This window comes from Cobetia sp. AM6, from assembly GCF_009617955.1.
GTDB lineage: Bacteria > Pseudomonadota > Gammaproteobacteria > Pseudomonadales > Halomonadaceae > Cobetia > Cobetia amphilecti.
The window spans coordinates 783,817-804,992 of sequence record NZ_AP021868.1 but is presented as its reverse complement, the minus strand read 5'-3'; the positions used below and the strand labels follow the sequence as shown (position 1 = coordinate 804,992).

The 21,176-nt window shown below is 64.0% G+C and carries 19 protein-coding genes and 1 tRNA gene; 8 read left to right on the top strand and 12 right to left on the bottom strand.

The genetic code is table 11. The features are described 5' to 3' along the window. Positions 1-27: 27 nt before the first annotated feature. From CLAM6_RS03430 to hemA, 11 genes are all read right to left on the bottom strand, one after another. The gene (locus CLAM6_RS03430; protein ID WP_153635159.1) at positions 28-1,092 is read right to left on the bottom strand and encodes an ABC transporter substrate-binding protein; all 1,065 of its coding nucleotides are present in this window, start codon (positions 1,090-1,092) and stop codon (positions 28-30) included. Positions 1,093-1,161: 69 nt separating this feature from the next. Next, on the bottom strand, positions 1,162-2,226 hold the full coding sequence (locus CLAM6_RS03425; protein ID WP_153635158.1) for an ABC transporter substrate-binding protein: 1,065 nt from the start codon (positions 2,224-2,226) through the stop codon (positions 1,162-1,164). Between the two features lie 112 nt (positions 2,227-2,338). Next, positions 2,339-3,139 carry an ABC transporter permease gene (locus CLAM6_RS03420; RefSeq protein ID WP_153635157.1) on the bottom strand — a complete coding sequence of 267 codons (801 nt, stop codon included), beginning with the start codon at positions 3,137-3,139 and terminating at the stop codon, positions 2,339-2,341. Continuing rightward, complete coding sequence (locus CLAM6_RS03415; protein WP_107335442.1) at positions 3,136-4,059, bottom strand: ABC transporter permease; 924 nt, start codon at positions 4,057-4,059, stop codon at positions 3,136-3,138. Before CLAM6_RS03415 ends, CLAM6_RS03420 begins: the two co-directional genes overlap by 4 nt. Before the next feature lie 2 nt (positions 4,060-4,061). Next, positions 4,062-5,390, bottom strand: coding sequence for an ABC transporter ATP-binding protein (locus tag CLAM6_RS03410; protein ID WP_242007734.1), 1,329 nt, complete (start codon positions 5,388-5,390; stop codon positions 4,062-4,064). Between the two features lie 75 nt (positions 5,391-5,465). Further along, on the bottom strand, positions 5,466-6,803 hold the full coding sequence (locus CLAM6_RS03405) for an NAD(P)/FAD-dependent oxidoreductase (protein ID WP_153635156.1): 1,338 nt from the start codon (positions 6,801-6,803) through the stop codon (positions 5,466-5,468). 267 nt (positions 6,804-7,070) lie between these two features. Continuing rightward, positions 7,071-7,823 carry a HesA/MoeB/ThiF family protein gene (locus tag CLAM6_RS03400; protein WP_153635155.1) on the bottom strand — a complete coding sequence of 251 codons (753 nt, stop codon included), beginning with the start codon at positions 7,821-7,823 and terminating at the stop codon, positions 7,071-7,073. A 72-nt stretch (positions 7,824-7,895) separates the two neighbouring features. Continuing rightward, on the bottom strand, positions 7,896-8,396 hold the full coding sequence (locus CLAM6_RS03395) for an Lrp/AsnC ligand binding domain-containing protein (protein ID WP_043335877.1): 501 nt from the start codon (positions 8,394-8,396) through the stop codon (positions 7,896-7,898). A gap of 287 nt (positions 8,397-8,683) precedes the next feature. Next, the gene (gene prmC / locus CLAM6_RS03390) at positions 8,684-9,532 is read right to left on the bottom strand and encodes a peptide chain release factor N(5)-glutamine methyltransferase (protein WP_107335445.1); all 849 of its coding nucleotides are present in this window, start codon (positions 9,530-9,532) and stop codon (positions 8,684-8,686) included. Between the two features lies 1 nt (position 9,533). Continuing rightward, positions 9,534-10,619, bottom strand: coding sequence for a peptide chain release factor 1 (gene prfA / locus CLAM6_RS03385; RefSeq protein ID WP_043335881.1), 1,086 nt, complete (start codon positions 10,617-10,619; stop codon positions 9,534-9,536). After that, positions 10,616-11,887 carry a glutamyl-tRNA reductase gene (gene hemA, locus CLAM6_RS03380; RefSeq protein WP_043335883.1) on the bottom strand — a complete coding sequence of 424 codons (1,272 nt, stop codon included), beginning with the start codon at positions 11,885-11,887 and terminating at the stop codon, positions 10,616-10,618. The genes prfA and hemA overlap by 4 nt, the downstream gene beginning before the upstream one ends. A gap of 598 nt (positions 11,888-12,485) precedes the next feature. Between hemA and CLAM6_RS03375 the strand changes: the two genes are divergently transcribed. From CLAM6_RS03375 to ychF, 8 genes are all read left to right on the top strand, one after another. Then, a complete protein-coding gene (locus CLAM6_RS03375) occupies positions 12,486-14,252 on the top strand; it encodes a tetratricopeptide repeat protein (protein WP_172978615.1) in 1,767 nt (588 codons plus the stop codon). A 122-nt stretch (positions 14,253-14,374) separates the two neighbouring features. Then, a complete protein-coding gene (gene lolB, locus CLAM6_RS03370; RefSeq protein ID WP_153635153.1) occupies positions 14,375-15,019 on the top strand; it encodes a lipoprotein insertase outer membrane protein LolB in 645 nt (214 codons plus the stop codon). Positions 15,020-15,081: 62 nt separating this feature from the next. Continuing rightward, entirely contained in the window at positions 15,082-15,954 is an 873-nt protein-coding gene (gene ispE / locus CLAM6_RS03365) for a 4-(cytidine 5'-diphospho)-2-C-methyl-D-erythritol kinase (RefSeq protein ID WP_131431347.1), read from the top strand. A gap of 29 nt (positions 15,955-15,983) precedes the next feature. Next, positions 15,984-16,058, top strand: a tRNA-Gln gene (locus tag CLAM6_RS03360). A 72-nt stretch (positions 16,059-16,130) separates the two neighbouring features. Then, complete coding sequence (locus CLAM6_RS03355; RefSeq protein ID WP_172978614.1) at positions 16,131-17,072, top strand: ribose-phosphate pyrophosphokinase; 942 nt, start codon at positions 16,131-16,133, stop codon at positions 17,070-17,072. 179 nt (positions 17,073-17,251) lie between these two features. After that, on the top strand, positions 17,252-17,887 hold the full coding sequence (locus CLAM6_RS03350; protein ID WP_043335898.1) for a 50S ribosomal protein L25/general stress protein Ctc: 636 nt from the start codon (positions 17,252-17,254) through the stop codon (positions 17,885-17,887). Positions 17,888-17,916: 29 nt separating this feature from the next. Then, positions 17,917-18,501: an aminoacyl-tRNA hydrolase gene (pth, locus tag CLAM6_RS03345; protein WP_043335900.1), complete on the top strand. Its 585-nt coding sequence runs from the start codon at positions 17,917-17,919 to the stop codon at positions 18,499-18,501. Between the two features lie 288 nt (positions 18,502-18,789). After that, the gene (gene ychF / locus CLAM6_RS03340) at positions 18,790-19,881 is read left to right on the top strand and encodes a redox-regulated ATPase YchF (protein ID WP_153635152.1); all 1,092 of its coding nucleotides are present in this window, start codon (positions 18,790-18,792) and stop codon (positions 19,879-19,881) included. A 184-nt stretch (positions 19,882-20,065) separates the two neighbouring features. On the opposite strand, the gene CLAM6_RS03335 is transcribed toward ychF, so the two are convergent. After that, the gene (locus CLAM6_RS03335) at positions 20,066-21,016 is read right to left on the bottom strand and encodes a LysR family transcriptional regulator (RefSeq protein ID WP_153635151.1); all 951 of its coding nucleotides are present in this window, start codon (positions 21,014-21,016) and stop codon (positions 20,066-20,068) included. Positions 21,017-21,176 lie beyond the last annotated feature (160 nt).

Here is a 21,176-nt window from a genome sequence, read left to right as displayed (position 1 = left end):
TGCTTCGATAGACCCGATTGCCAGCGCTCAGCGCGCCTTCACCTCGGACCACAGCTGCTGGAAGATCTGCAGCTGCTCGCCGGAGAGACTCGGTGAGAAACGCAGTCGCGCCATGTCCTCTTCGGAGGGCTGAATCGGTGGCTGAGTCAGCACCTCATCCAGATACGGCTCTGCCGCGGCGTTGGGGCTGGCGTAGTAGTTGTAGTTGGAGAGCTGCGCGCCGACCCGGGCATCGAGAATGAAGTTGATGAAGGCATTCGCCAGCTCCGGGTGCGGCGCCCTGGCCGGAATCATCATCGAATCCACCCACTTCTCGGTGCCCTCTTCGGGGATGACGAACTTGATGTCAGAGAAGGAGTCCGGATTTTCCTCCCGGTAGAACACATAATCGCCATTGAAGGACAGCCCGGCATGCGTGACCTTGCGCGCCAGCTGCTGAAGCGCGGGCGTGCCGTCGGAGAAGCCGCTGAAATTGCCGCGATGCTTGGTCTCGATCAGCAACCTGGCGGCCTCGCGCCAGTCGTCGAGATCCGTGCAGTCATAGCCATGGCCGAGATAGGCGCAGGCGATGCCCATGCTGACCTGACCACCGGTCATCAAACCGAACGGCCAGGCATCATTGACGGTCGGATCAAACACCATCGACCAGCTCTTGGGCGCTTCCTTGAAGGTGCTGGCGTTGTAGACAAGCCCGGTGACACCCCACTGATAGGGCGCGGCATAGTCGAGCCCCTCCCCCAGCACCGGATCACGGAACTGCTCGGCGAGATTGGCCAGATTCGGCACCTTGTCCTTGTCGAGCTTCTGCACCAGGCCCATCTCGATCAGGCGCGGTACGTAGTAGCTGGAGGGCACGATGATGTCGTACTGGGAGACCCCCCCGGCATTCAACTTGGCGACCATTTCCGGCTGCGAGTTGTAGTAGTTCTCGACCACCTCGACGCCGAACTTCTCCTCGAAGGCGGTGATGATTTCCGGGTCCATGTACTGGGTCCAGTTGAAGAGATACAGCTTCCTGTCTTCGGCCTGGACGCCACCGGCCAGCAACAGACTGGCGATGGCCGCAGCGAAACGCAGCGTGTCAGTTGTCATCGTGATGCTCCATGCGTGGCTTCGACTCAGACATCAATCAGAGCTCCTTCGGTTCAGAGCTCCCTCGGTTCAGCGCGACTGCACCTCAGACCACAGTTGCTGAAATACCTGCAGTTGCTGGCCGGAGAGACTCGGCGAGAAACGCAGGCGCGCCATGTCATCCTCAGAGGGCTGAATCGGTGGCTGAGTCAGCACCTCATCCAGATACGGCGCAGCGGCGGCGTTGGGGCTGGCGTAGTAGTTGTAGTTGGAGAGCTGCGCGCCGACCTTGGCATCCAGAATGAAGTTGATGAAGGCGTTCGCCAGCTCCGGGTGCGGTGCCTTGGCCGGAATCATCATCGAATCCACCCACTTCTCGGCACCTTCGTCAGGAATCACGAACTTGATGTCAGCGAAGGACTCCGGGTTTTCCTCCAGATAGAACAGGTAGTCGCCGTTGTAGGACAACGCGCCATGGGTGACCTTGCGCGCCAGCTGCTGAAGCGCCGGCGTGCCATCGGAGAAGCCGCTGAAGTTGTCGCGGTGCTTGGTCTCGATCAGTAGCCTGGCGGCTTCGCGCCAGTCATCCAGGTCGGTGCAGTCGTAGCCGTGTCCCAGATAGGCACAGGCAGACCCCATGCTGACCTGGCCGTCACCCATCAGGCTGAAGGGGTAATCGCCATTGACGGCGGGATCAAACAGCAAGGACCAGCTCTTGGGAGCGTCCTTGAAGGTACTGGCGTTGTAGACCAGCCCCGTCACGCCCCATTGATACGGGGCGGTATATTCAGCACCCGGATCGAAATTCGGGTCACTGAACTGCTCGGCGACATTGGTCAGATTCGGCACCTTGGCCTTGTCGATCTTCTGCACCAGGCCGGTTTCGATCAGACGCGGCACGTAATAGTTGGACGGCACGATGATGTCGTACTGGGAGACGCCGCCCGCGTTGAGCTTGGCCAGCATCTCCGGCAGCGAGTTGTAGTAGTTCTCGACCACCTCGACGCCGAACTTCTCCTCGAAGGCGGTGATGATTTCCGGGTCCATGTACTGGGTCCAGTTGAAGAGATACAGCTTCTTGTCTTCGGCCTGGACGGCACCTGCCAGCAGCAGACTGCCGATGGCGACAGCGAAACGCAGCGTGTTGTTTGTCATTGTGATGCTCCGCTCAACGTGCTTGAGAAATGATGGGATGTGCGTGATGAATGATCAGGCCCGACGTCGGCAAGGACAGCAGTGTCAGACCGCCTGTGGATATTGCGTATGCTCACGACGCCGCGCGCCGGCGCGACAGCACCAGACTGATAAGCGCCGCCAGGGCGACCGCCGCCATCATCAACGTGGCGATGGCATTGATTTCAGGAGTCACGCCCTTGCGTATCGCGCTCCAGATGTAGATGGGCAAGGTGGCGCTCTCCGGTCCGGCGGTGAAGAAACTGATCACGAAATCATCCAGCGACAGCGTGAAGGAAAGCAGGAAGCCCGAGATCAATGCCGGCTTGAGTGTCGGCAACATGAAGAACTGCACGCGCTGCCGCGGTGTCGCATAGAGGTCCTTGGCCGCCTCGAACAGCGCCGGGTCCAGCCCGACGAAGCGCGAGTAGACGATCAACGCCACGAACGGCACCTGGAAGGTGACGTGTGCAATGGTCATGGTGGCCAGTCCCGGCGACAGCAGACCGGTCAGCTCATTGATCTTGACGAAGAAGGTCATTTCCGAGATCCCGAACACGATGTCCGGCAGCACGATGGGCAGATAGATCAGCACGATCAGCCAACCCAGCTTGCGGTGACGATGGCGATACATGCCATACCCGATCAGCGTGCCGATCATCAGCGCCAGCAATGACGACACCACCGCCAGCAGCAGCGAATTGCCCAGCGCCGACAGAATCGCGTCATTGCCCAGCAGGCGCCGATACCAGCGCAGCGACACGCCAGTGAAGCTGGCGGCACTGTTGGAGGCATTGAAGGAAAACAGCATCACCACGATCAGCGGCAGATACAGAAAACCGAGCGTCAGCCACCAGAAGCCCCGCAATCCCTTGTGAAAACCACCGCGCCTCATATCACCACCTCTTCACCGCCGCCCAGCCGCTTGCCGATGCGGCGCATGGCGTAGAGACCAATGAAAGTGGCGATCAGCATCAGGATCGCGCCCGCCGCCCCCAGCGGCCAGTTGGCGCTGCCAGCGAACTGATTGGCGACCAGATTGCCCAGCATCATGCCCTTGCCGCCGCCCAGCAGCTCCGGAATCACGTACATGCCGAAGGCCGGAATCGCCACCAGCACGACACCCGCCAACAGCCCCGGCAGCGTCTGGGGGAAGACCGCGTGCCAGAAGGCCTTGAGCGGCGAGGCGTAGAGGTCCTGCGCCGCCTCCACCAGTGAAAGATTCAACTTCTCGAAGGCGGCGTACAGCGGCAGCACCATGAACGGCAGGAAGTTGTAGACCAGCCCCAGAGTGACCGCGAAATTGGACGGATAGAGCCCCATGTTGGGCGCGATCATGCCCATGGCTTCCGCCAGCTCCGCCAGCGGCGTGCCCGGCGCCAGCAGATTCATCCAGCCGAAGGTGCGAATGACCTGATTGGTCCAGGACGGCACCACCACCGCCAGCAGCATGATCGGCCGCCAGCGCTGGTCTGACTGCGAGATGTAATAGGCGATCGGATAGGCCACCAGCACCACCAGCACAGTGGAAAGCACGGTCTGCCACAGCGAGCGCCCCAGCGTCATCAGGTTGCCCGGGCTCCAGCCGAGAAAGCCCTGTCCGGCCAGCTGCTGAAACGAGGTCAATGACAACGGCATTTCCGGCAGCCCATAGGGGCCGTTGGTCATGAAGGCCACGCTCATCAGATAGAGACTGGGCAGCACCAGAAAGACGATGATCCACAGTGCACCGGGCGCGACCGTCAGCAACAGGTGGCGTGACTCGGCGACCACCGCGCGGCTGCGCGCAGTGGCCAGGGTTGCGTGATAGGCCATCGTCATTCCCCCAGCGTGATCAGGTCTTGCGCGGCGACCACCACATCGACCTGGTCGCCGACTTCCGGCAACTGGCCACCCCGGTTGTTGACCACCACCTGCACGCTGACACCCGCTACCTCGACACGATATTCGGCGTGGCTGCCGCGGTAGAGTCGCTCCTGCACTCGGCCCGGCAAGTGGTTCTCCAGCACGTCGTGACGCTCGAACTCGCTGGCGGGTCGCCGGCGCAGGTCCAGCGTCTCGGGACGCAACAGCAGCAGACTGCCAGTGCCCGGCGCCTGTGCGGTCAGTACGCCCAGCGGCGTGGTCAGTCGGATGGCGTCACTGCGGCTGTCATCGCGAGCCGTGACGTCGAACAGATTGGCATGGCCCATGAAGCGCGCCACGAAGGCATTGGCCGGACGCTCGTAGATCTCACGCGGCGAGCCCACCTGCTGGAGGCTGCCGCTGTCGAGCACCGCAATGCGGTCCGACATCACCATCGCTTCCTGCTGATCATGGGTGACGAAGACGAAGGTCATGCCCAGGCGCTTCTGCAGGCGCAGCAGCTCGATCTGGATCTGGCTGCGCAGGCCGGCATCCAGCGCCGACAGGGGCTCATCCAGCAGCAGCACATCCGGCTCGCAGACAAGCGCCCGCGCCAGCGCGATGCGCTGACGCTGTCCACCGGAGAGCTGGTCGACCCGGCGATCGATCAGGCTGCCCAGCTTGATGAACTCCGCCATCTCGGCAACCCTGGCCTCGCGCTCCCGGGGGGCGACACCGCGCATCTTCAGGCCGAATGCCAGGTTGTCGCGCACCGACAGATGCGGAAACAGCGCATAGGACTGGAAGACCGTGTTGACGCTGCGCTGATGCGGCGGCACCTCGGTGACATCCCGCCCGCCGATCACCACCTGACCTTCATCCAGCGCCTCGAGACCGGCCAGAATCCGCAACAGTGTCGTCTTGCCACAGCCCGAAGGCCCCAGCAGCGTGAAGAACTCGCCGGGCTGGATGCTCAGGTCCACGCCATCCAGCGCCGCCACCTCATTGCCGAAGCGCTTGTGCAGCCCCTTGAGCTGGATGGAGGATGCCGCGCGTCGCGGCAGCGCGGGCTGATCCGCCTTCGCGCCTTGGCTCTCGCCGATGCTCTCATTGACAGTATCGCCAAGGTTCTCACCGGCGTTATCGTCGAAGCTCTCACCGACATGCTCACTGACGCTCTCGCTGGCGTGCGTGCCGCCAGGCGCCCGCGCGCCGGCAGGCTTTCTCGTCGTGTGCTGCTCGGGCGTACCAGCGTCCTTGCCATCCACCGCGCTCATCGCGCCTCCCTTGCGATTACTCACCAGTCGTTTCCAGCTCTTGGGCTGTCGGGGTGTTCAACAGTGTCAAATGTGCAGCACCTTCATCATGGCCTCGGCCTATAGCCGATCACGCAACGTGTAGAAGCTGGTCGCCAGGACCAGCAGAGGAGTTCGCAGCCAGCGCCCACCCACGAAGGGGCGGTGCGGCATGGCGGCAAAGATATCGAAACGTTCTGCCTGACCGGCGATGGTCTCGGCGACCAGCTTGCCCGCCAATCCTGCAAGCGACATGCCATGTCCCGAGTAGCCCTGGGCGTAATAGACATTCGGCGCAAGACGCCCGAAGTCCGGCGCGCGATTCATGGTGATGGCCACGTCACCGCCCCAGCGGTAATCGATCGCCACGCCATCGAGCACCGGAAACAGGCGGCGAATCTTGCTGTCCATGCGCGCCTTGAGGCCACGCGGCTCCTGACCGGTATAGCTCACCTCACCGCCATACAACAGGCGCCTGTCGGCAGAAAGACTGTAGTAGTCGAGGACGAAGTTGGCATCGGAAAGCGCGTCATCCTGCGGCAGGACCTGCGCGGCCTGAGCCTCGCTGAGCGGTTCGGTGGCGACGATGTAATTGGCGACGCGCATGATGCGCTCTTCCAGCGAGGCGACGAGGCCATTGAGGTAGGCATTGGTGGCCACGACCACGAATTCGGCGCTCACGCAGCCATGCTCGGTATGGATACGAGCACGCCGTGATGTGCCATCGGGTGTATCGCCGCTCTGGCCGTGGTCGAGCTGACGCACCCGGCTCTGTTCGCAGAGCGTGACGCCGGCCTGCTGGGCAGCTCGCGCAAGTCCGAGGGTATAGTTGAGCGGATGCAGATGACCGCCCTCGCCATCATGCAACGCGCCCGGATAGGCGTCGGTGACGACCCGCTCGCGCAGCGCATCGCCCTGCAGCCACTGCAGCGCGTGATAGTCGTAATCGCGTGCCATGCGCGCCTGGAACTCCTGCAGTTCGCGCACATGACGCGGCTTGACCGCGGCATGCAGGTAGCCCTGGGTGAAATCGCAGGGAATCTGATGCCGGGCGACCAGCTCGGCGGTCAGGCGCACGGACTCGCGGCTCATCTCCCAGATGGCGCGTGCCTGCTCGCGCCCCAGCGCCTTCTCGACCGTCGCGATATCGGTGCCGAGCCCCGGCAGGATCTGGCCGCCACTGCGCCCGGAGGCCCCGAAACCGATGGTCTGCGCTTCCAGCAGAATGACCGAATAGCCACGCTCGGCGAGATGCAGCGCAGCGGAGCAGCCCGTGACACCGCCGCCGATCACGCAGACATCGGCACGCTGCTCACCAGCTAGAGGCGGGCATGGGTCAAGCGTCACACGCTGGCTGGCCTGGTAGTAGGAATACGAGCCAGCACACTCGCTCTGCGTGCCTGATCTGAAGCCGCCCATGCACCTCCTCATCCGCTCTTGTTGAGTTTATTCACCATCGACTGGAATATTTTCGATATTTACCACACGTTTCGCTGGAATGCTGCATGTTGATTGCGCTGCATGGGAGAAATCTTCAACACCCCACGGCATTGGCGCACCCTGGTGGTGCGCACACGCGGCATGCGCAGCGCCGGCCGCTCCACCACAACATGCGACAAAAAAGCCCCACCAGCCAGAAAGGCTGCGGGGCTTTTTAGAGATATACCGTCGATTTGACCGGCTACATCATGACGCTTGACCACACACCTGGCAGCCGGGGTCGCGCTTGAGGCCCATGCGCCGCCATTCACCACTGAGGCCATCGAAGGTCGCCAGGCCGCGATGCACGCTGCCGGCACCACTGATCAGCTTGAGCGCTTCCAGCGCCTGGAAGGCGCCGATGATGCCGACCAGCGGCGCGATGACCCCGCTCTCGGCACAGGTCAGCTCTTCGTCCCCCAGCTCATCCGGCGGATACAGACAGCCATAACACGGCGCCTGTGGCTCACGGCGATCAAACACCGCCAGCTGGCCGGAGAAGCGTATCGCGGCGCCGGAGACCAGCGGGGTGCCCGCTGCCACGCAGGCGGCGTTGATCGGGAAGCGCGAGCTGAAGCGATCGGTGCAATCGAGCACCACGTCTGCGGCGGCCACCTGCTCGGCCAGCGCCTCACCCTGCAGTCGCTCAGACAACGCGATCACCTCGGCATCGGGGTTGATCGCCAACAGCGAGGCGGCGAGTGATTGCGCCTTGGGCTGATCGATGTCGGCGTCACCATGGGCGATCTGGCGCTGCAGATTGGACAGCTCGACGTGGTCATCATCGGCCACCACCAGGGTGCCGATGCCCGCGGCTGCCAGATAGAGCGCTGCCGGGCAACCCAGACCACCCGCCCCGATCACCAGAACCCGCGCCGCCAACAGGCGCTGCTGCCCGGCGATGTCGACCTGAGGGAGCAGGATCTGGCGCGAGTAGCGCAGCAATTGCGAATCTTGCATGGGAGAAAAGCCGCCTATCGGTAAATGAAGTGAGAAGCCACGCGCCCTGCCTGGCAACAACAGGGCTTGCCATTACTTGGCATCCAGCTCCTCGATATCGGGCACATGCAGCGAGAACTGCTCCTTGACCTCTTCCATCACCACATAACTCTTGGATTCCTTGACGCCGGGCAGCGTCAGCACCACATCGCCGAGCAGCTGACGATAGGCGGACATTTCCGGAATCCGGCACTTGAGAATGTAGTCGAACTGACCGGAGACCAGATGACATTCCTGGATCTGCGGCAGCTTGGAGACGGCGCGGCGGAATTCATCGAACACCGACGGCGACTGCGTCTCGAGACTGATCTCGACGAAGACCAACAGATTGGCCTTGAGCGCCTTGGGGTCGAGCACCGCCTTGTAACCGCGGATGACGCCGGCACGCTCGAGGCGTTTGACGCGCTCCAGGCACGGCGTGGTGGAAAGGCCGACTTCCGAGGCGAGGTCGACATAGGAGATACGGGCATTCTCTTGCAGGCAACGCAGAATCTTGAGGTCGATGCGGTCCAGAGAGCGTGATTTTGCTTTCATTGTAATAGTTTTCCCAGCAGGGTGACTTGCAGCAGGATCATCCGTGCTCCTGGCTTCCGTGCAGTCAGGCCGTCGGATAACAAGGGGGTTATCAGATGACCATGCCAATCATGCAGGTTCATTACTACCATACCCGGCCAACAGGGGATACGCCTTCACTGGCGGTACTGTGACGAGGATTCCACGCAGACTCCACTGAAAACGGTGGAATGCACTACAGGGGTGCCAAGCGCGAGGATGTCAGTGGGGAGCACGCACGGGCACCGCTAGACGGCGCCCGGCGAGCATCAGGCCAGCTTGCCCAGCGTGATGCGTTCGCGCCCGCCCAGGTCTTCCAGGGTCTCGACGTCGACGAAGCCGCCGGCACGCAGTGCCTCGCGCACTTCATTGCCCTGGGTAAGGCCATGTTCCAGCATCAGGTGACCGCCTGCGGCCAGGTGCTGCGGCGCAGTGGCGATCAGATGCAGGAAGTCCGCCAGCCCTGACTCGGCCGCGACCAGCGCCGAGCGCGGCTCGAAGCGCACATCGCCGAGCGCGAGATGCGGGTCATCATCGGCCAGATAAGGGGGGTTGGCGGTAATCAGCGCAAAGCCGCTCTCGGTGACGGCACTGAACCAGTCACTTTGGCGGAATTCGGCATTGGCGATCGCCAGACGCTCGGCATTGCCGCGTGCAAGCTGCACGGCCTCCTCGATGAGATCGACCCCCAACACCTGCCACTGCGGGCGATGACGCGCAAAGGCCAGCGCGATGGCGCCGGTGCCGGTGCCGAGATCCAGCAGCTTGCCGCTGGTGGCCTCGGCCAGTTCCAGCGCGCACTCCACCATCACCTCGGTGTCCGGGCGCGGAATCAGTGTGGCCGGCGAACAGGCCAGCGTCAGGCCATAGAACTCACGCCGCCCGAGCAGATGCGCCACGGGATGGCCCTCGGCCCGACGTGCCAGCAGCGCCTCGAAACGTGCCACGCCCTCGGCGCCGGCCTCGCTCTCGAGATCACGATCGCCCCAGGTGTAGAACCAGGTGCGCTCACGCCCCATTACCTCGCCCAGCAGCAACTCGGCATCCAGACGCGGAGAATCGCTGCCCGCCTCGCTCAGACGGGCAGTCGCGGCTGCCAGGGTGACATCGATTCTCACCTTATTGCTCCTGCAGTGCGGTCAGCTGATCGGCCTGGTATTCCACCACCAGTGGCTCGATCACTTCGTCCAGCTGGCCGGCGATCACTTCATTGAGCTTGTAGAGCGTCAGGTTGATGCGGTGATCGGTCAGACGCCCCTGCGGGAAGTTGTAGGTCCGGATGCGCTCGGAGCGATCCCCGGAGCCGACCAGCTTGCGACGGGCATCGGAGGTGGCCTGTGCCTGGGTGTCCACGGCGGCCTGCTTGAGGCGCGCCGCCAGCAGTGACATGGCACGCGCACGGTTCTTGTGCTGGCTGCGCTCATCCTGACACTCCACCACCACGCCGGTGGGCAGGTGGGTGATGCGAATCGCGGAATCGGTAGTGTTGACGTGCTGACCACCGGCGCCGGAGCTGCGATAGGTATCCACGCGCAGGTCGGCCGGATTGATGTCGACGTCACCGACTTCATCGGCCTCGGGCATCACCGCCACGGTGCAGGCCGAGGTATGGATACGCCCCTGGGATTCGGTGGCGGGCACACGCTGTACGCGGTGCGCGCCGGACTCGAACTTGAGGCGCGAGTAGACGCCCTCGCCCTTCACGCGGGCGATGACTTCCTTGAAGCCGCCGTGCTCGCCGTGGCTGGCGCTGACGGTCTCGACCTTCCAGCCCTTGAGCTCGGCGTAGCGCGAATACATCTTGAACAGGTCACCGGCGAACAGCGCCGCCTCGTCACCGCCCGTACCAGCGCGCACCTCGAGGAAGACGTTGGCGCCGTCATCCGGGTCACGCGGAATCAGCAGCTGGGTGATCTCGGCTTCCAGCGTCTCGAGCGCCGCATCGGTATCGCGGACTTCCTCACGCGCCATGTCGCGCATCTCGGGATCACTGTCCTCCGCCATCGCCAGCGCGGCGTCACGGTCTTCGTTCAGGCCGCGATGGCGGCGCCATGCCTCGATCAATGGCTCAAGCTCGGCATACTCCCGCGACAGGTCGCGGAACCTGGCCTGGTTCCCGATCACTTCAGGCTCCGACAACAGTGCGGAGATCTCCTCGAAGCGGTCATGGAAGGTGTCGAGCTTGGTGATGAGGCTGTCTTTCATGAAGGGTCCTGTGATGAATCAGCCGGCGCGAGCAGAAGCGTCTGGGCCGTCTGAAGAATATCCTGGCGATCGTCTCCCGAGGCCTGGCGCAGTGCCAGCGTCGGGTGATGCATGAAGCGATTGGCCAGCTGGCGTGCCAGCTGCGCGACCACTTCCTGGGGGTCGCGTCCCTGATCGAGCTCCGCCAGCGCCTGCGCCTCGCATTCGGCGCGCAGTTGCTCGCCATGGCTGCGGTAGCGCTTGATGACTTCGCCGCCACTGCGCACCCGCTTGAGGTGCAACCAGGCGTTGACGCCCTGGCGAATCAGCTCTTCTGCCTGGGCAGCGGCCAGCTCACGGTGGCGACGATTCTCGTCGATCACTTCCTGCAGGTCATCGACCGTATAGAGGAAGACGTCGTCGAGGTCACCGACCTGCGGCTCGATATCTCGCGGCACGGCGATGTCGACCATGAACACCGGCTTGTAGCGGCGCTTCTTGAGCGCGCGTTCCACCATGCCCTTGCCGAGAATCGGCAGCTGGGAAGCGGTGGAGGCTATCACGATATCGGCATTCTCGAGGGCATGCGGAATGCCTTCCAGGCCGATGGCGGTCCCGCCCAGCTCATCGGCCAGACGCTCGGCGCGCGACACGGTGCGGTTGGCGATGCACAGGTTGGCGATGCCCGCTTCCTTGAGATGGCGCGCGACGAGTTCAATGGTCTCGCCGGCACCGATCAACAGGGCATTGGCCCGCGAGAAGTCATCGAAGATGTGGCTGGCCATGCTGACGGCGGCGTAGGCCACCGAGACGGGGTTCTCGCCGATACCGGTCTCGGTACGTACCTGCTTGGCGACCTGGAAGATATGCTGGAAGAGCTGCTCGAGCTCACCGCCCAGCCCCACCGAGTTGCGCGCGAACTGATAGGCGTCCTTGAGCTGGCCCAGAATCTGCGGCTCTCCCAGCACCATCGAGTCCAGCCCCACCGCGACACGGATCAGGTGGCGTACCGCCTCTTCTCCCAGGTGCTGATAGCTGCAACGCGACAGCTCCTCCACCGGCAGGCGGTGAAAACGCCCCAGCCACTCGAGCACCGACTTGGCGCCATCGCTGGTCACGCAGTAGAGCTCGGTACGGTTGCAGGTCGACAGCACCGCCGCTTCGGAGACCGCCGGCAGGCGCTTCAATTCGCCCAGCGCGGCATCGAGCTGCGCAGGCGTGAAAGCAACGCGCTCGCGCACGTCAACGGCGGCGGTGCGGTGATTGATGCCAAGGGCAAGAAGGGTCATGGAGTCAGTCGTCAGGGTCTGGCCGGCAGGAATCGGCGTCAATGTCAGGCGGCTCTCGGTGCTGGCCTGCCGCGCGGCCAAGGCCAGGACAGCAGGTAATCCGCGCAGGCTCGGTGCCTTTACACCTGTCGACTCAATGGGGACAAAGGCGGCTGACATAAAGGCACACAGGGCTGCCGAAGCGGCTGAGATCGTAATATTAGCGCGCTCATTCTACCACAGCGTCTGTACCACGCGACCCCGCAGCATGTCGCAGCCGATGAGGATTTTCCATGATGCTGGCAGGCTATCGCTATCAGCCCGCGCGGCGTATCTGTCGGCATACGAGGCGTCCGGTGGGTCATGCCACTTGCTTGCATCGGCAACGCTATCCCCGCTCGCCGCCAGCCGTTATGCTGCGAGACACGACGCCTTCGTCAGCGCCACGCTGCGCGCATGACCCGGCCTGCGGCTCGACCGCCCTGTTCCCTCATCCTGCTCCCACTGACAAATGCGAGGTTGCATGCACGCTTCGACTGCCGCTGAACATAGCCCCCCGCACGCGCACGCCTGCCTTGATGCCCCCCGTCGCCCGCGCGCCGGGTGGAAGTCCTGCGTCGTGGGCGGATTGCTGCTGGGCTTGACCGGCTGTCAGTCGATGAGCGACTCCGCGCCCCTGATGGCGCAGCCCGACCCGCTGGCCACGGCGCCGCCCATCCAGCAGGGCCTCGATGCCGACAGCCTCAATCAGCTGCTGAGCGCCGAACTCGCCGGACAGCGCGGTGACTATCCCCGCGCCGCCAATGGCTATCTGGCCGCCAGCCGTCACTTCGATGACCCGGAACTGGCGCGCCGCGCCGTGCTCGCGGCTCGTTTCGCCGACAACCCGGCCCTGCTGGAGCGCGCCGCCGAACGCTGGCAGCAACTCGATGAGTCCGCCAGCGAGCCCGGCATCATCCGCGCGCGCCTGGCGGTCGAGCGAGGCGACTGGCAGGCCGCACTCGAGCAGCGCCTGATGCTCACCGCCAGTGGCGGCAATGGCAATCTGGCGACCCTGGCCGAGCAGGCGATCGATGCCGGCGCCGAGCTCGAACCCCTGCTGGCGATGCTGGAGACGCATATCGCCCAGTATCCCGAGCAGCCGATGCCCGAGATAGCCGCGGCACTGTTCGAGGCAGCGCTGGGCAATGAGACAGCGGCGCGTGCACGCCTGGTGCGCCTGGAAAGTGCTCACGCCACGTTGGCGGAGCTCTGGCTGGCGCGCAGCGAGATCGAACGCAGCGCGGGGCGTCTCGAGGCGGCGCGGCGTGCGGTGGCCCAAGGCCTTGAGATCACCCCCGATGACAGCCGCCTGATCCTGAGCGCCGCGCAGACCGAACTGGCCAGCGGCGATCTGGACGCGGCACGCGAGCGCATCGACAGCCTCATTGCCCGCCATCCCAACGCGCCACGCCTGCGCCTGGCGCTGGCCAGCCTCTATCTTGATGCCGATTCCCCCGAGGACGCCCATCGCCTGCTGCTGCCGCTGCTCGACGAAGACCCGGTGCCGGACGCCGCCTATGCCCTGCTGGGGCTGGCCGCCGAGTCCAGCGGCGACGTCGACAACGCCATCCTTTACTACCGTCAGGTGCCGGACGGCGAGCGCTACATTTCCAGCCGCGCCCGTGCCGCCCAGTTGCTGGTCGAACATGAGCGCACGGACGAGGCCCGTCAGTTCCTGGCCGTGGAACGCCTGCGCCATCCGCGTCATGCCATGACGCTGCTCAGCTTCGAGATCGACCTGCTCGACTCCCAGGAGGCGCATGCCGAGGCCGAGGCCCTGCTGAGCAGCAGCATCACCACGCGCCGCAAGGCGCTCAAGCAAGCCATCGCCACCCAGGAGACCGACACGCGCAACACGCTGGAAAGCGAGCTGGGCAGCCTGTTGTTCCTGCGCGGCATCCGTCGCCTGGAAGATGATCAGCTGGGCGGCATGGAAGAAGACCTGCGGGAGGTCATCGCGCTGGAGCCCGACAACGCCAGCGCCTACAACGCGCTCGGCTACACCCTGCTGGTGGAGACGGACCGCCTCGAGGAAGCACTGGCCTTGATCGAGCGCGCCCATGCGCTGTCGCCCGACGACGCGGCCATTCTGGATAGCCTCGGTTGGGGCCGCTATCTGACCGACGACCTCGACAATGCGCTGGCACCACTGGAAGCCGCCTGGGCCCAGCAGCAGGATGCCGAGATCGGCGCCCATCTCATCGAGGTGCTATGGGCGCTGGGCCGCGAGGATGAAGCCCGTGGCCTGGCGGTAGAGCTGAGCGAGCGCTTCGAAGAAGCCAGCGAGCTCGAAGCCCTGTTCCAGCACATTCCGGAACTGCGCCCGGTCGTCGACGCGCCCTGAAGGGCACTGCCACGCTACCCGGCACTTTCTGCCCACTGGCGAGTCCATTATCCTGACCCGTCAGTGGGTGGAGTCTCACTCACCGTCACTCATCTTCTCGCCATCCGGAAGGCCTTCGCGTCATGATCACTTCTCCCCTGTCACTCCCCCTGCTGGGCCAGGCACGCCGCCTGCTCGGGCCAGCCCTGCTGGCCATGACACTGGTACTCAGCGGCTGCGCCAGCCAGATGGCCAGCGACAATGCCGGTGATCTGACGCGCAGCGACGGCGACTGGCAGCAACAGGACGCGCAACTTGCCGCCCTGACCCACTGGCAACTGGCAGGCAAGGTCGGCATTCGCACCCCCGAGGAAGGCCACAGCGCCAACCTCGACTGGCAGCAGGACGGCGATGACTACCACATGCTGATCACCGGGCCGCTGGGCGCGGGGCGCACGACCCTGGTGCGCGACGACGAAGGCGTGCGCCTCTCCTCCTCCGAGGGGGACTTCGAGGCCCCGGATGCCGAGAGCCTGATGCTGGCGCAACTGGGCTGGTCATTGCCGCTGGGCGCCCTCGACAACTGGGTGCGCGGTGTACCGGCCGCTGGCGAGCATGACATCGAGGCAGATGAGCTGGGCTTCCCGACCACCCTCTACCAGGACGGCTGGGAAGTGGACTATCAGGACTGGACCCGCGCCGAAGGCCTGTGGCTGCCGCGCAAGATGAAACTCTACTACGGCGACCTCACCGCCACTCTCATCGTCAACCAGTGGCAGGCGCTGTGATCGTGACACCTTCTCCTTCTTCCATGACGCCCCCGACAGCCGCAGCCGCATCCGCATCGACCATGACTCTCACCCTGCCCGCCCCAGCCAAGCTCAACCGCATGCTGCATATCACGGGCCAGCGAGCCGATGGCTATCACGAGCTGCAGACGCTGTTCCAGTTTCTCGAGCACGGCGACAGCCTCAGCTTCACGCTGCGCGACGATGAGGCCATCCGCCTCTCGCCGCCTATTGAAGGTGTGCCCGAAGAGGCCAACCTGATCGTGCGCGCCGCGCGCCTGCTGCGAGAAGCCGCACACGCGCAGGGCAAGGTCGCGTCACCCACCGCATTGCCCGGTGTCGATATCACGCTGGAGAAAGTGCTGCCGATGGGTGGCGGCCTGGGGGGCGGCAGCAGCGACGCCGCCACGACCCTGCTGGCGCTGGACAGACTCTGGGGGCTCGAGCTTGGCGAAGACGCCCTCGCCGAGCTCGGCCTGTCGCTTGGCGCGGATGTGCCGGTGTTCGTGCGCGGCTTCGCCGCCTGGGCCGAAGGCATCGGTGAACGGCTGGTGCCAGCCCCGCTGGACACCCCATGGTTCGTGGTGATCCACCCCGGCGTCGAGGTCGCGACACCCGCCGTGTTCGGCCACCCGCAATTGACACGTTCCAGCCTCGCGATTAGTATGGCGCGCGCACTGCAGGGGGGCCGCAACGACTGTGAAGTCGTGGTGCGCACTTTGTACCCGGCAGTCGCCGACGCCCTGGACTGGCTGGACCAGTTCGGCACCGCCAGACTGACGGGCACCGGCGCCTGTGTGTTCTGTGCGTTTGACGACGCACGACAGGCCAGCGAGGTGCTGGGTCGACTCGAACTCGAGCGCCCGATGTGGCACGCCTTCTCGGCACGCGGTTGCAATATCTCCCCTCTACATGCCGCTCTGGCTTCGGCCTGAGCACAGCAACTGGTTGAAGTGAACGTTGCTGGGGTATCGCCAAGTGGTAAGGCACCGGTTTCTGGTACCGACATTCCCAGGTTCGAATCCTGGTACCCCAGCCAATCCTGGCCGTTCCCGGTCAACCCGGAATTCTCCACTCCCGAGATCCCACAAGACTCCAAAGGTGGCTGCGCGTGTCAAAACTGATGGTATTCGCGGGGAATGCCAATCCCGCTCTCGCCCGCAAGGTAGCTGAAGCCCTCGATACCCGCCTGGGCCATGCAACCGTCGGTCAGTTCAGCGATGGCGAGATTGCGGTAGAAATCAACGAAAACGTTCGCGGCAAGGACGTCTTCATCATGCAGTCCACCTGCGCACCGACCAACGACAACCTGATGGAGCTGATCCTGATGGTGGACGCGTTGCGTCGTGCGTCTGCGGCGCGTATCACTGCGGTCGTTCCCTACTTCGGTTACGCCCGTCAGGACCGCCGCGTGCGCTCTGCTCGCGTGCCGATCTCGGCGAAGGTGGTCGCGGACATGATGGTCAAGGCTGGCGTCAATCGCGTCATGACCATGGACCTGCATGCCGATCAGATCCAGGGCTTCTTCGATGTGCCGGTGGACAACGTCTACGGTTCACCGATCCTGCTCGACGACATCGAACGTCAGAACTATGACAACCTGATCGTCGTCTCCCCGGATGTGGGCGGCGTAGTACGTGCCCGTGCCATCGCCAAGCAGCTCAACTGCGAGCTGGCCATCATCGACAAGCGTCGTCCCCAGGCCAACCAGGCCCAGGTGATGAACATCATCGGTGATATCAAGGACCGCACCTGCGTGCTGGTCGATGACATGATCGATACCGCCGGCACCCTGTGCAAGGCGGGCGAGGCACTCAAGGATCATGGCGCCAACCGCGTCGTGGCCTATGCGTCCCACGCGATCCTGTCTGGCCCGGCGGTCGACAACATCACCAACTCCGTCCTCGACGAAGTGGTGGTTGCCGACACCATCCCGCTGTCCGACGCCGCGCGTCGTTCCGGCAAGATCCGCCAGCTGACAGTCGCTGGCCTGATCGCCGAGGCGATCCGTCGCGTCAGCAATGAAGAATCCGTCAGCGCCATGTTCCACTGAGTCCTGTCGGCGGGCCCTGCTCGCCGCTGCTCGAGGAAGAGGCACTGACAACGGCAGATGATCCGTCATCTGCCGACAAGCGGCCGGCCCGGAAATCTCCGGGCCGGCCTCATGGATCCGGTAGCGCTCTGGTCGCGGGGGCTACCGGATTCTCATTAGACCCTTGAGGTATCTGCAAAATGAAACTGTTCAAACTGAATGCTGAAGTTCGTGAAGACCTGGGGAAAGGTGCGAGCCGCCGCCTACGTCGTACGAACGACTTCGTGCCGGCCATCATCTACGGTGCCGACCAGGCTCCGACTCCGGTCATGATCGACAAGCCGAGCCTGTACAAGGCGGTTGACGATGAGGCGTTCTACTCCTCCATCATCACCCTGAATGTTGCGGGCAAGACCGAGAAAGTCGTCATCCGTGACCTGCAGCGTCACCCGTTCAAGCCGCTGCTGACTCACGTCGACTTCCTGCGCATCGATCCGACCCACAAACTGACCATGAACGTGCCGCTGCACATCACTGGTCAGGAAGCCTGTGTCGGTGTCAAGGACCAGGACGGCGTCCTGCACGTCCTGGCGACTGACGTCGAAATCAGCTGCCTGCCGGAAGCCCTGCCGGAATACCTGGAGCTGGACGTGTCCAAGCTGGAAGTTGGCCACACCCTGCACCTGTCCGACATCGCTCTGCCGGAAGGCGCCGAGTCCGTTGCCCTGTCCCACGGTGCCGATCACGACACCGCTGTGGTCAACGTCACTCGTCCGAACATCTCTGCTGACGCAGAAGATGCTGCTGAAGGCGAAGAAGCACCTGCTGCAGAATAACGCAGCCTGATCAAGGAGCCAGACAGCGCATGTCACGAGTGAAAGCGATCATCGGCCTCGGTAACCCGGGGAACGAATACGAAGACACCCGTCACAATGCCGGCGTCTGGCTCCTTGACGCTCTTGCGCGCCACGGTCACACCACGTTGCGTCCGGAACGCAAGTTCCATGGCCAATACGCGAAGGTCCACTTCGCCGGCCAGGATCTGCATTTGCTGTTCCCATCGACGTTCATGAATCGCAGCGGTCAGGCCGTGGCCGCATTGTGCAACTTCTACAAGCTCGCCCCGGATGAGCTGCTCGTCGCCCACGATGAGCTGGACATCGACCCCGGCACCGCCCGCTACAAGCAGGGTGGCGGCCATGGCGGTCACAACGGGTTGCGCGACATCATCAGTGCACTGGGCAACGACAAGTCGTTCCATCGGGCCCGCATCGGCATCGGCCACCCCGGCAATGCCAAGCTGGTGACCAACTTCGTGCTCGGACGTCCCGGCAAGGCTGAACGCCAGGCCATCGACGACGCCATCGACGAAGTGGTGATGACCCTCCCTGACGCCATCAGTGGCGAATGGGCACGGGCCATGAATCGCCTGCATTCCTTCAAGAGCTGAACCTCTGCATCACCCCTCTCCGAATTTCGGTGATTCGCTCAGCGCATCACCTCGCTTGCGTGCGCGCGTCTCGCCACGCGATCAGCAGCAAAAGGCATCATTTGTCGCGCGACATGCGCCCAATGGATGACCTCGGCGGCATGAGGCCTTACACTTCCCGCCTGTCTTCATTCCGTGCCTGCCCACTCGTTTCCCCGCATGCCCAGTGCCTGTGCACTCAGAGCCTGCTGGTCGAGACGACTGCCAGTGCCACGCCCCATTCGATACGTCACACCAGGATCTAGCGCCATGGGTTTCAATTGCGGCATCGTCGGCCTGCCGAACGTCGGCAAGTCCACTCTCTTCAATGCATTGACCAAGTCTGGCATTGACGCCGAGAACTTCCCCTTCTGCACCATCGAGCCGAACACCGGTATCGTGCCGATGCCTGACCCTCGCCTGAACGCGCTGGCCGAGATCGTCAAGCCGGAGAAGGTGATCCCGACCACCATGGAATTCGTCGATATCGCGGGTCTGGTCGCGGGCGCTTCCAAGGGCGAAGGTCTGGGCAACAAGTTCCTGGCCAACATCCGCGAGACCGACGCCATCGCGCACGTGGTGCGTTGCTTCGAGGATGACAACGTCATCCACGTCGCCAACCACGTCGACCCGGCCGCCGACATCGAGACCATCAACATCGAGCTGGCCCTGGCCGATCTCGACAGCGTCGAGCGCAGCATCCAGCGTCTGGCCCGCGTCGCCAAGGGCGGCGACAAGGAAGCCATCGCCACCAAGGCCGTGCTGGAACGCATCCAGCCGCACCTGGCCGAAGGCCAGCCGCTGCGCAGCTTCGGCCTCAGCGATGACGACCTGAAGATCGTGCGCGGCTTCGGCTTCCTGACCCTCAAGCCGACCATGTACATCGCCAACGTCAGCGAGGAAGGCTTCGAGAACAATCCCTACCTCGATATCGTGCGCGGCATTGCCACCAACGAAGGCGCCAGCGTCGTGCCGGTGTGCAACAAGATCGAAGCCGAAATCGCCGAGCTGGACGAGGAAGAGCGCGAGATGTTCCTCGACGAGCTGGGCATGGAAGAGCCGGGCCTGGACCGCGTCATCCGCGCCGGTTACGAGCTGCTGGGTCTGCAGACCTACTTCACCGCTGGCGTGAAGGAAGTGCGTGCCTGGACCGTCAAGATCGGCGCTACCGCACCGGAAGGCGCTGGTGTCATCCACACCGACTTCCAGAAAGGCTTCATCCGTGCCGAAGTCGTCTCCTATGACGACTTCATCGCCTACAAGGGCGAGCAAGGCGCCAAGGATGCCGGCAAGTGGCGCCTGGAAGGCAAGGACTACATCCTCAAGGATGGCGACGTGGTGCACTACCGCTTCAATGTCTGATGGCTCACCGGTGCCCGGTGACGCCCGGGCCCAGCTGACGCCCTGACAGCCTATCCTGACAGAACGGCCCTGATCTCTCACGAGGTCAGGGCCGTTCTGCGTTGTGGCGCGGCAAACTGTACAAACAGGGACACCGATCAAGCCATGGAGGTCTCAACCAGCGAAGGGCTAAACAGCGGAAGGCTCAGACCGTAGAGGGCTCTGCCAGCGGCACCTGCAGCCACTGCGCGGCCTGCCTGGCGAGCTGGTCTGCCAGCGACTGCGCCAGTCGCGAACGCCCCGCCTCGCGTCGCCACACGGCACTCAGCACCAGCTCACCCGCCTGGGGCAGCTGACGAGCGCTCAAGCCGCGCTCCGTAGTGGCGGCATGCGCCGTGAGCGCATCGACCACCGCCAACCCCTCCCCCGCCTGAACCAGCGCTGCCGCCAGTGGATAGGTCTGCACACGCGTCACGATGCGCGGCGAAGATGGCAAAGTGCTTGAAGCTTCCTGCGCTACGCTCGCCAGCAGACCATCGAGTCGCCGCGCCAGCGGGTCGTGCGCTCCCAGCGCGATCAGGCGCTGACCGGCAAGCTCCGCCACCGTCATCGACGCCTGCTGACAGTCCTGTGCCCAATACCCTGCGGGCGCGAGCACCAGCAGCGGCATGCGCACCAACGGACGCGTCATCAGTGCAGGATGTGTCGGCGCACTCAGCGTGAAGGCGATATCGACCTCATGCAGCAACAGGGCATCGACGATCTCGCGGGTATGCTGGGTCGCCAGCTCACAGCTGACTCGCGGCTGACGCCTGCGCCACTGACCCAACGCCTGCGGCAGCAATTGCTGGGCGATGGCAGGCGTCGCCACCACCTTGAGCGTGCGCGCCTCGCCCTCACGCAAGCCATCGACCAGCCGCCTCACATCGTCCAGCTGACCGAGCATCCCCTGACTGGCCGCTTCCAGCTTGCGTGCCTCCTCGGTGGGATAAAGCTGCCCTGCACTGCGCGTGAACAGCGTGATGCCCCACTGGCGCTCGACCTGCTGCAGCGCCTTGCTCGCCGCCGGCTGAGAGATATGCAGCAACCGCGCCGCGCCGGTCACGCTGCCGGCCTGCAGGACGGCGTGAAATATCTCCAGGTCCCTGAGCCGCATGCGCTATCTCCCTGTCCGGTCGTCTAGTGGGCTTACTTGAGGGCGAACTTGAGGGCGCACTTGAGCGCCTGCGCATCAGGTTACCCCATAACCTCGGGTTATGGCGCGGCACATCCTTTTCATTCGCCACTCACGCAAGCGACCGGCAAGCTCGAACACA

Bases quoted from the DNA above. Each gene is read 5' to 3' on its own strand.
- CLAM6_RS03430 (WP_153635159.1), bottom strand. From the start codon at position 1,092: ATGACAACTGACACGCTGCGTTTCGCTGCGGCCATCGCCAGTCTGTTG.
- CLAM6_RS03425 (WP_153635158.1), bottom strand. From the start codon at position 2,226: ATGACAAACAACACGCTGCGTTTCGCTGTCGCCATCGGCAGTCTGCTG.
- CLAM6_RS03420 (WP_153635157.1), bottom strand. From the start codon at position 3,139: ATGAGGCGCGGTGGTTTTCACAAGGGATTGCGGGGCTTCTGGTGGCTG.
- CLAM6_RS03415 (WP_107335442.1), bottom strand. From the start codon at position 4,059: ATGGCCTATCACGCAACCCTGGCCACTGCGCGCAGCCGCGCGGTGGTC.
- CLAM6_RS03405 (WP_153635156.1), bottom strand. From the start codon at position 6,803: ATGGGCGGCTTCAGATCAGGCACGCAGAGCGAGTGTGCTGGCTCGTAT.
- CLAM6_RS03400 (WP_153635155.1), bottom strand. From the start codon at position 7,823: ATGCAAGATTCGCAATTGCTGCGCTACTCGCGCCAGATCCTGCTCCCT.
- CLAM6_RS03395 (WP_043335877.1), bottom strand. From the start codon at position 8,396: ATGAAAGCAAAATCACGCTCTCTGGACCGCATCGACCTCAAGATTCTG.
- prfA (WP_043335881.1), bottom strand. From the start codon at position 10,619: ATGAAAGACAGCCTCATCACCAAGCTCGACACCTTCCATGACCGCTTC.
- hemA (WP_043335883.1), bottom strand. From the start codon at position 11,887: ATGACCCTTCTTGCCCTTGGCATCAATCACCGCACCGCCGCCGTTGAC.
- lolB (WP_153635153.1), top strand. From the start codon at position 14,375: ATGATCACTTCTCCCCTGTCACTCCCCCTGCTGGGCCAGGCACGCCGC.
- ispE (WP_131431347.1), top strand. From the start codon at position 15,082: ATGACTCTCACCCTGCCCGCCCCAGCCAAGCTCAACCGCATGCTGCAT.
- CLAM6_RS03350 (WP_043335898.1), top strand. From the start codon at position 17,252: ATGAAACTGTTCAAACTGAATGCTGAAGTTCGTGAAGACCTGGGGAAA.
- pth (WP_043335900.1), top strand. From the start codon at position 17,917: ATGTCACGAGTGAAAGCGATCATCGGCCTCGGTAACCCGGGGAACGAA.
- ychF (WP_153635152.1), top strand. From the start codon at position 18,790: ATGGGTTTCAATTGCGGCATCGTCGGCCTGCCGAACGTCGGCAAGTCC.
- CLAM6_RS03335 (WP_153635151.1), bottom strand. From the start codon at position 21,016: ATGCGGCTCAGGGACCTGGAGATATTTCACGCCGTCCTGCAGGCCGGC.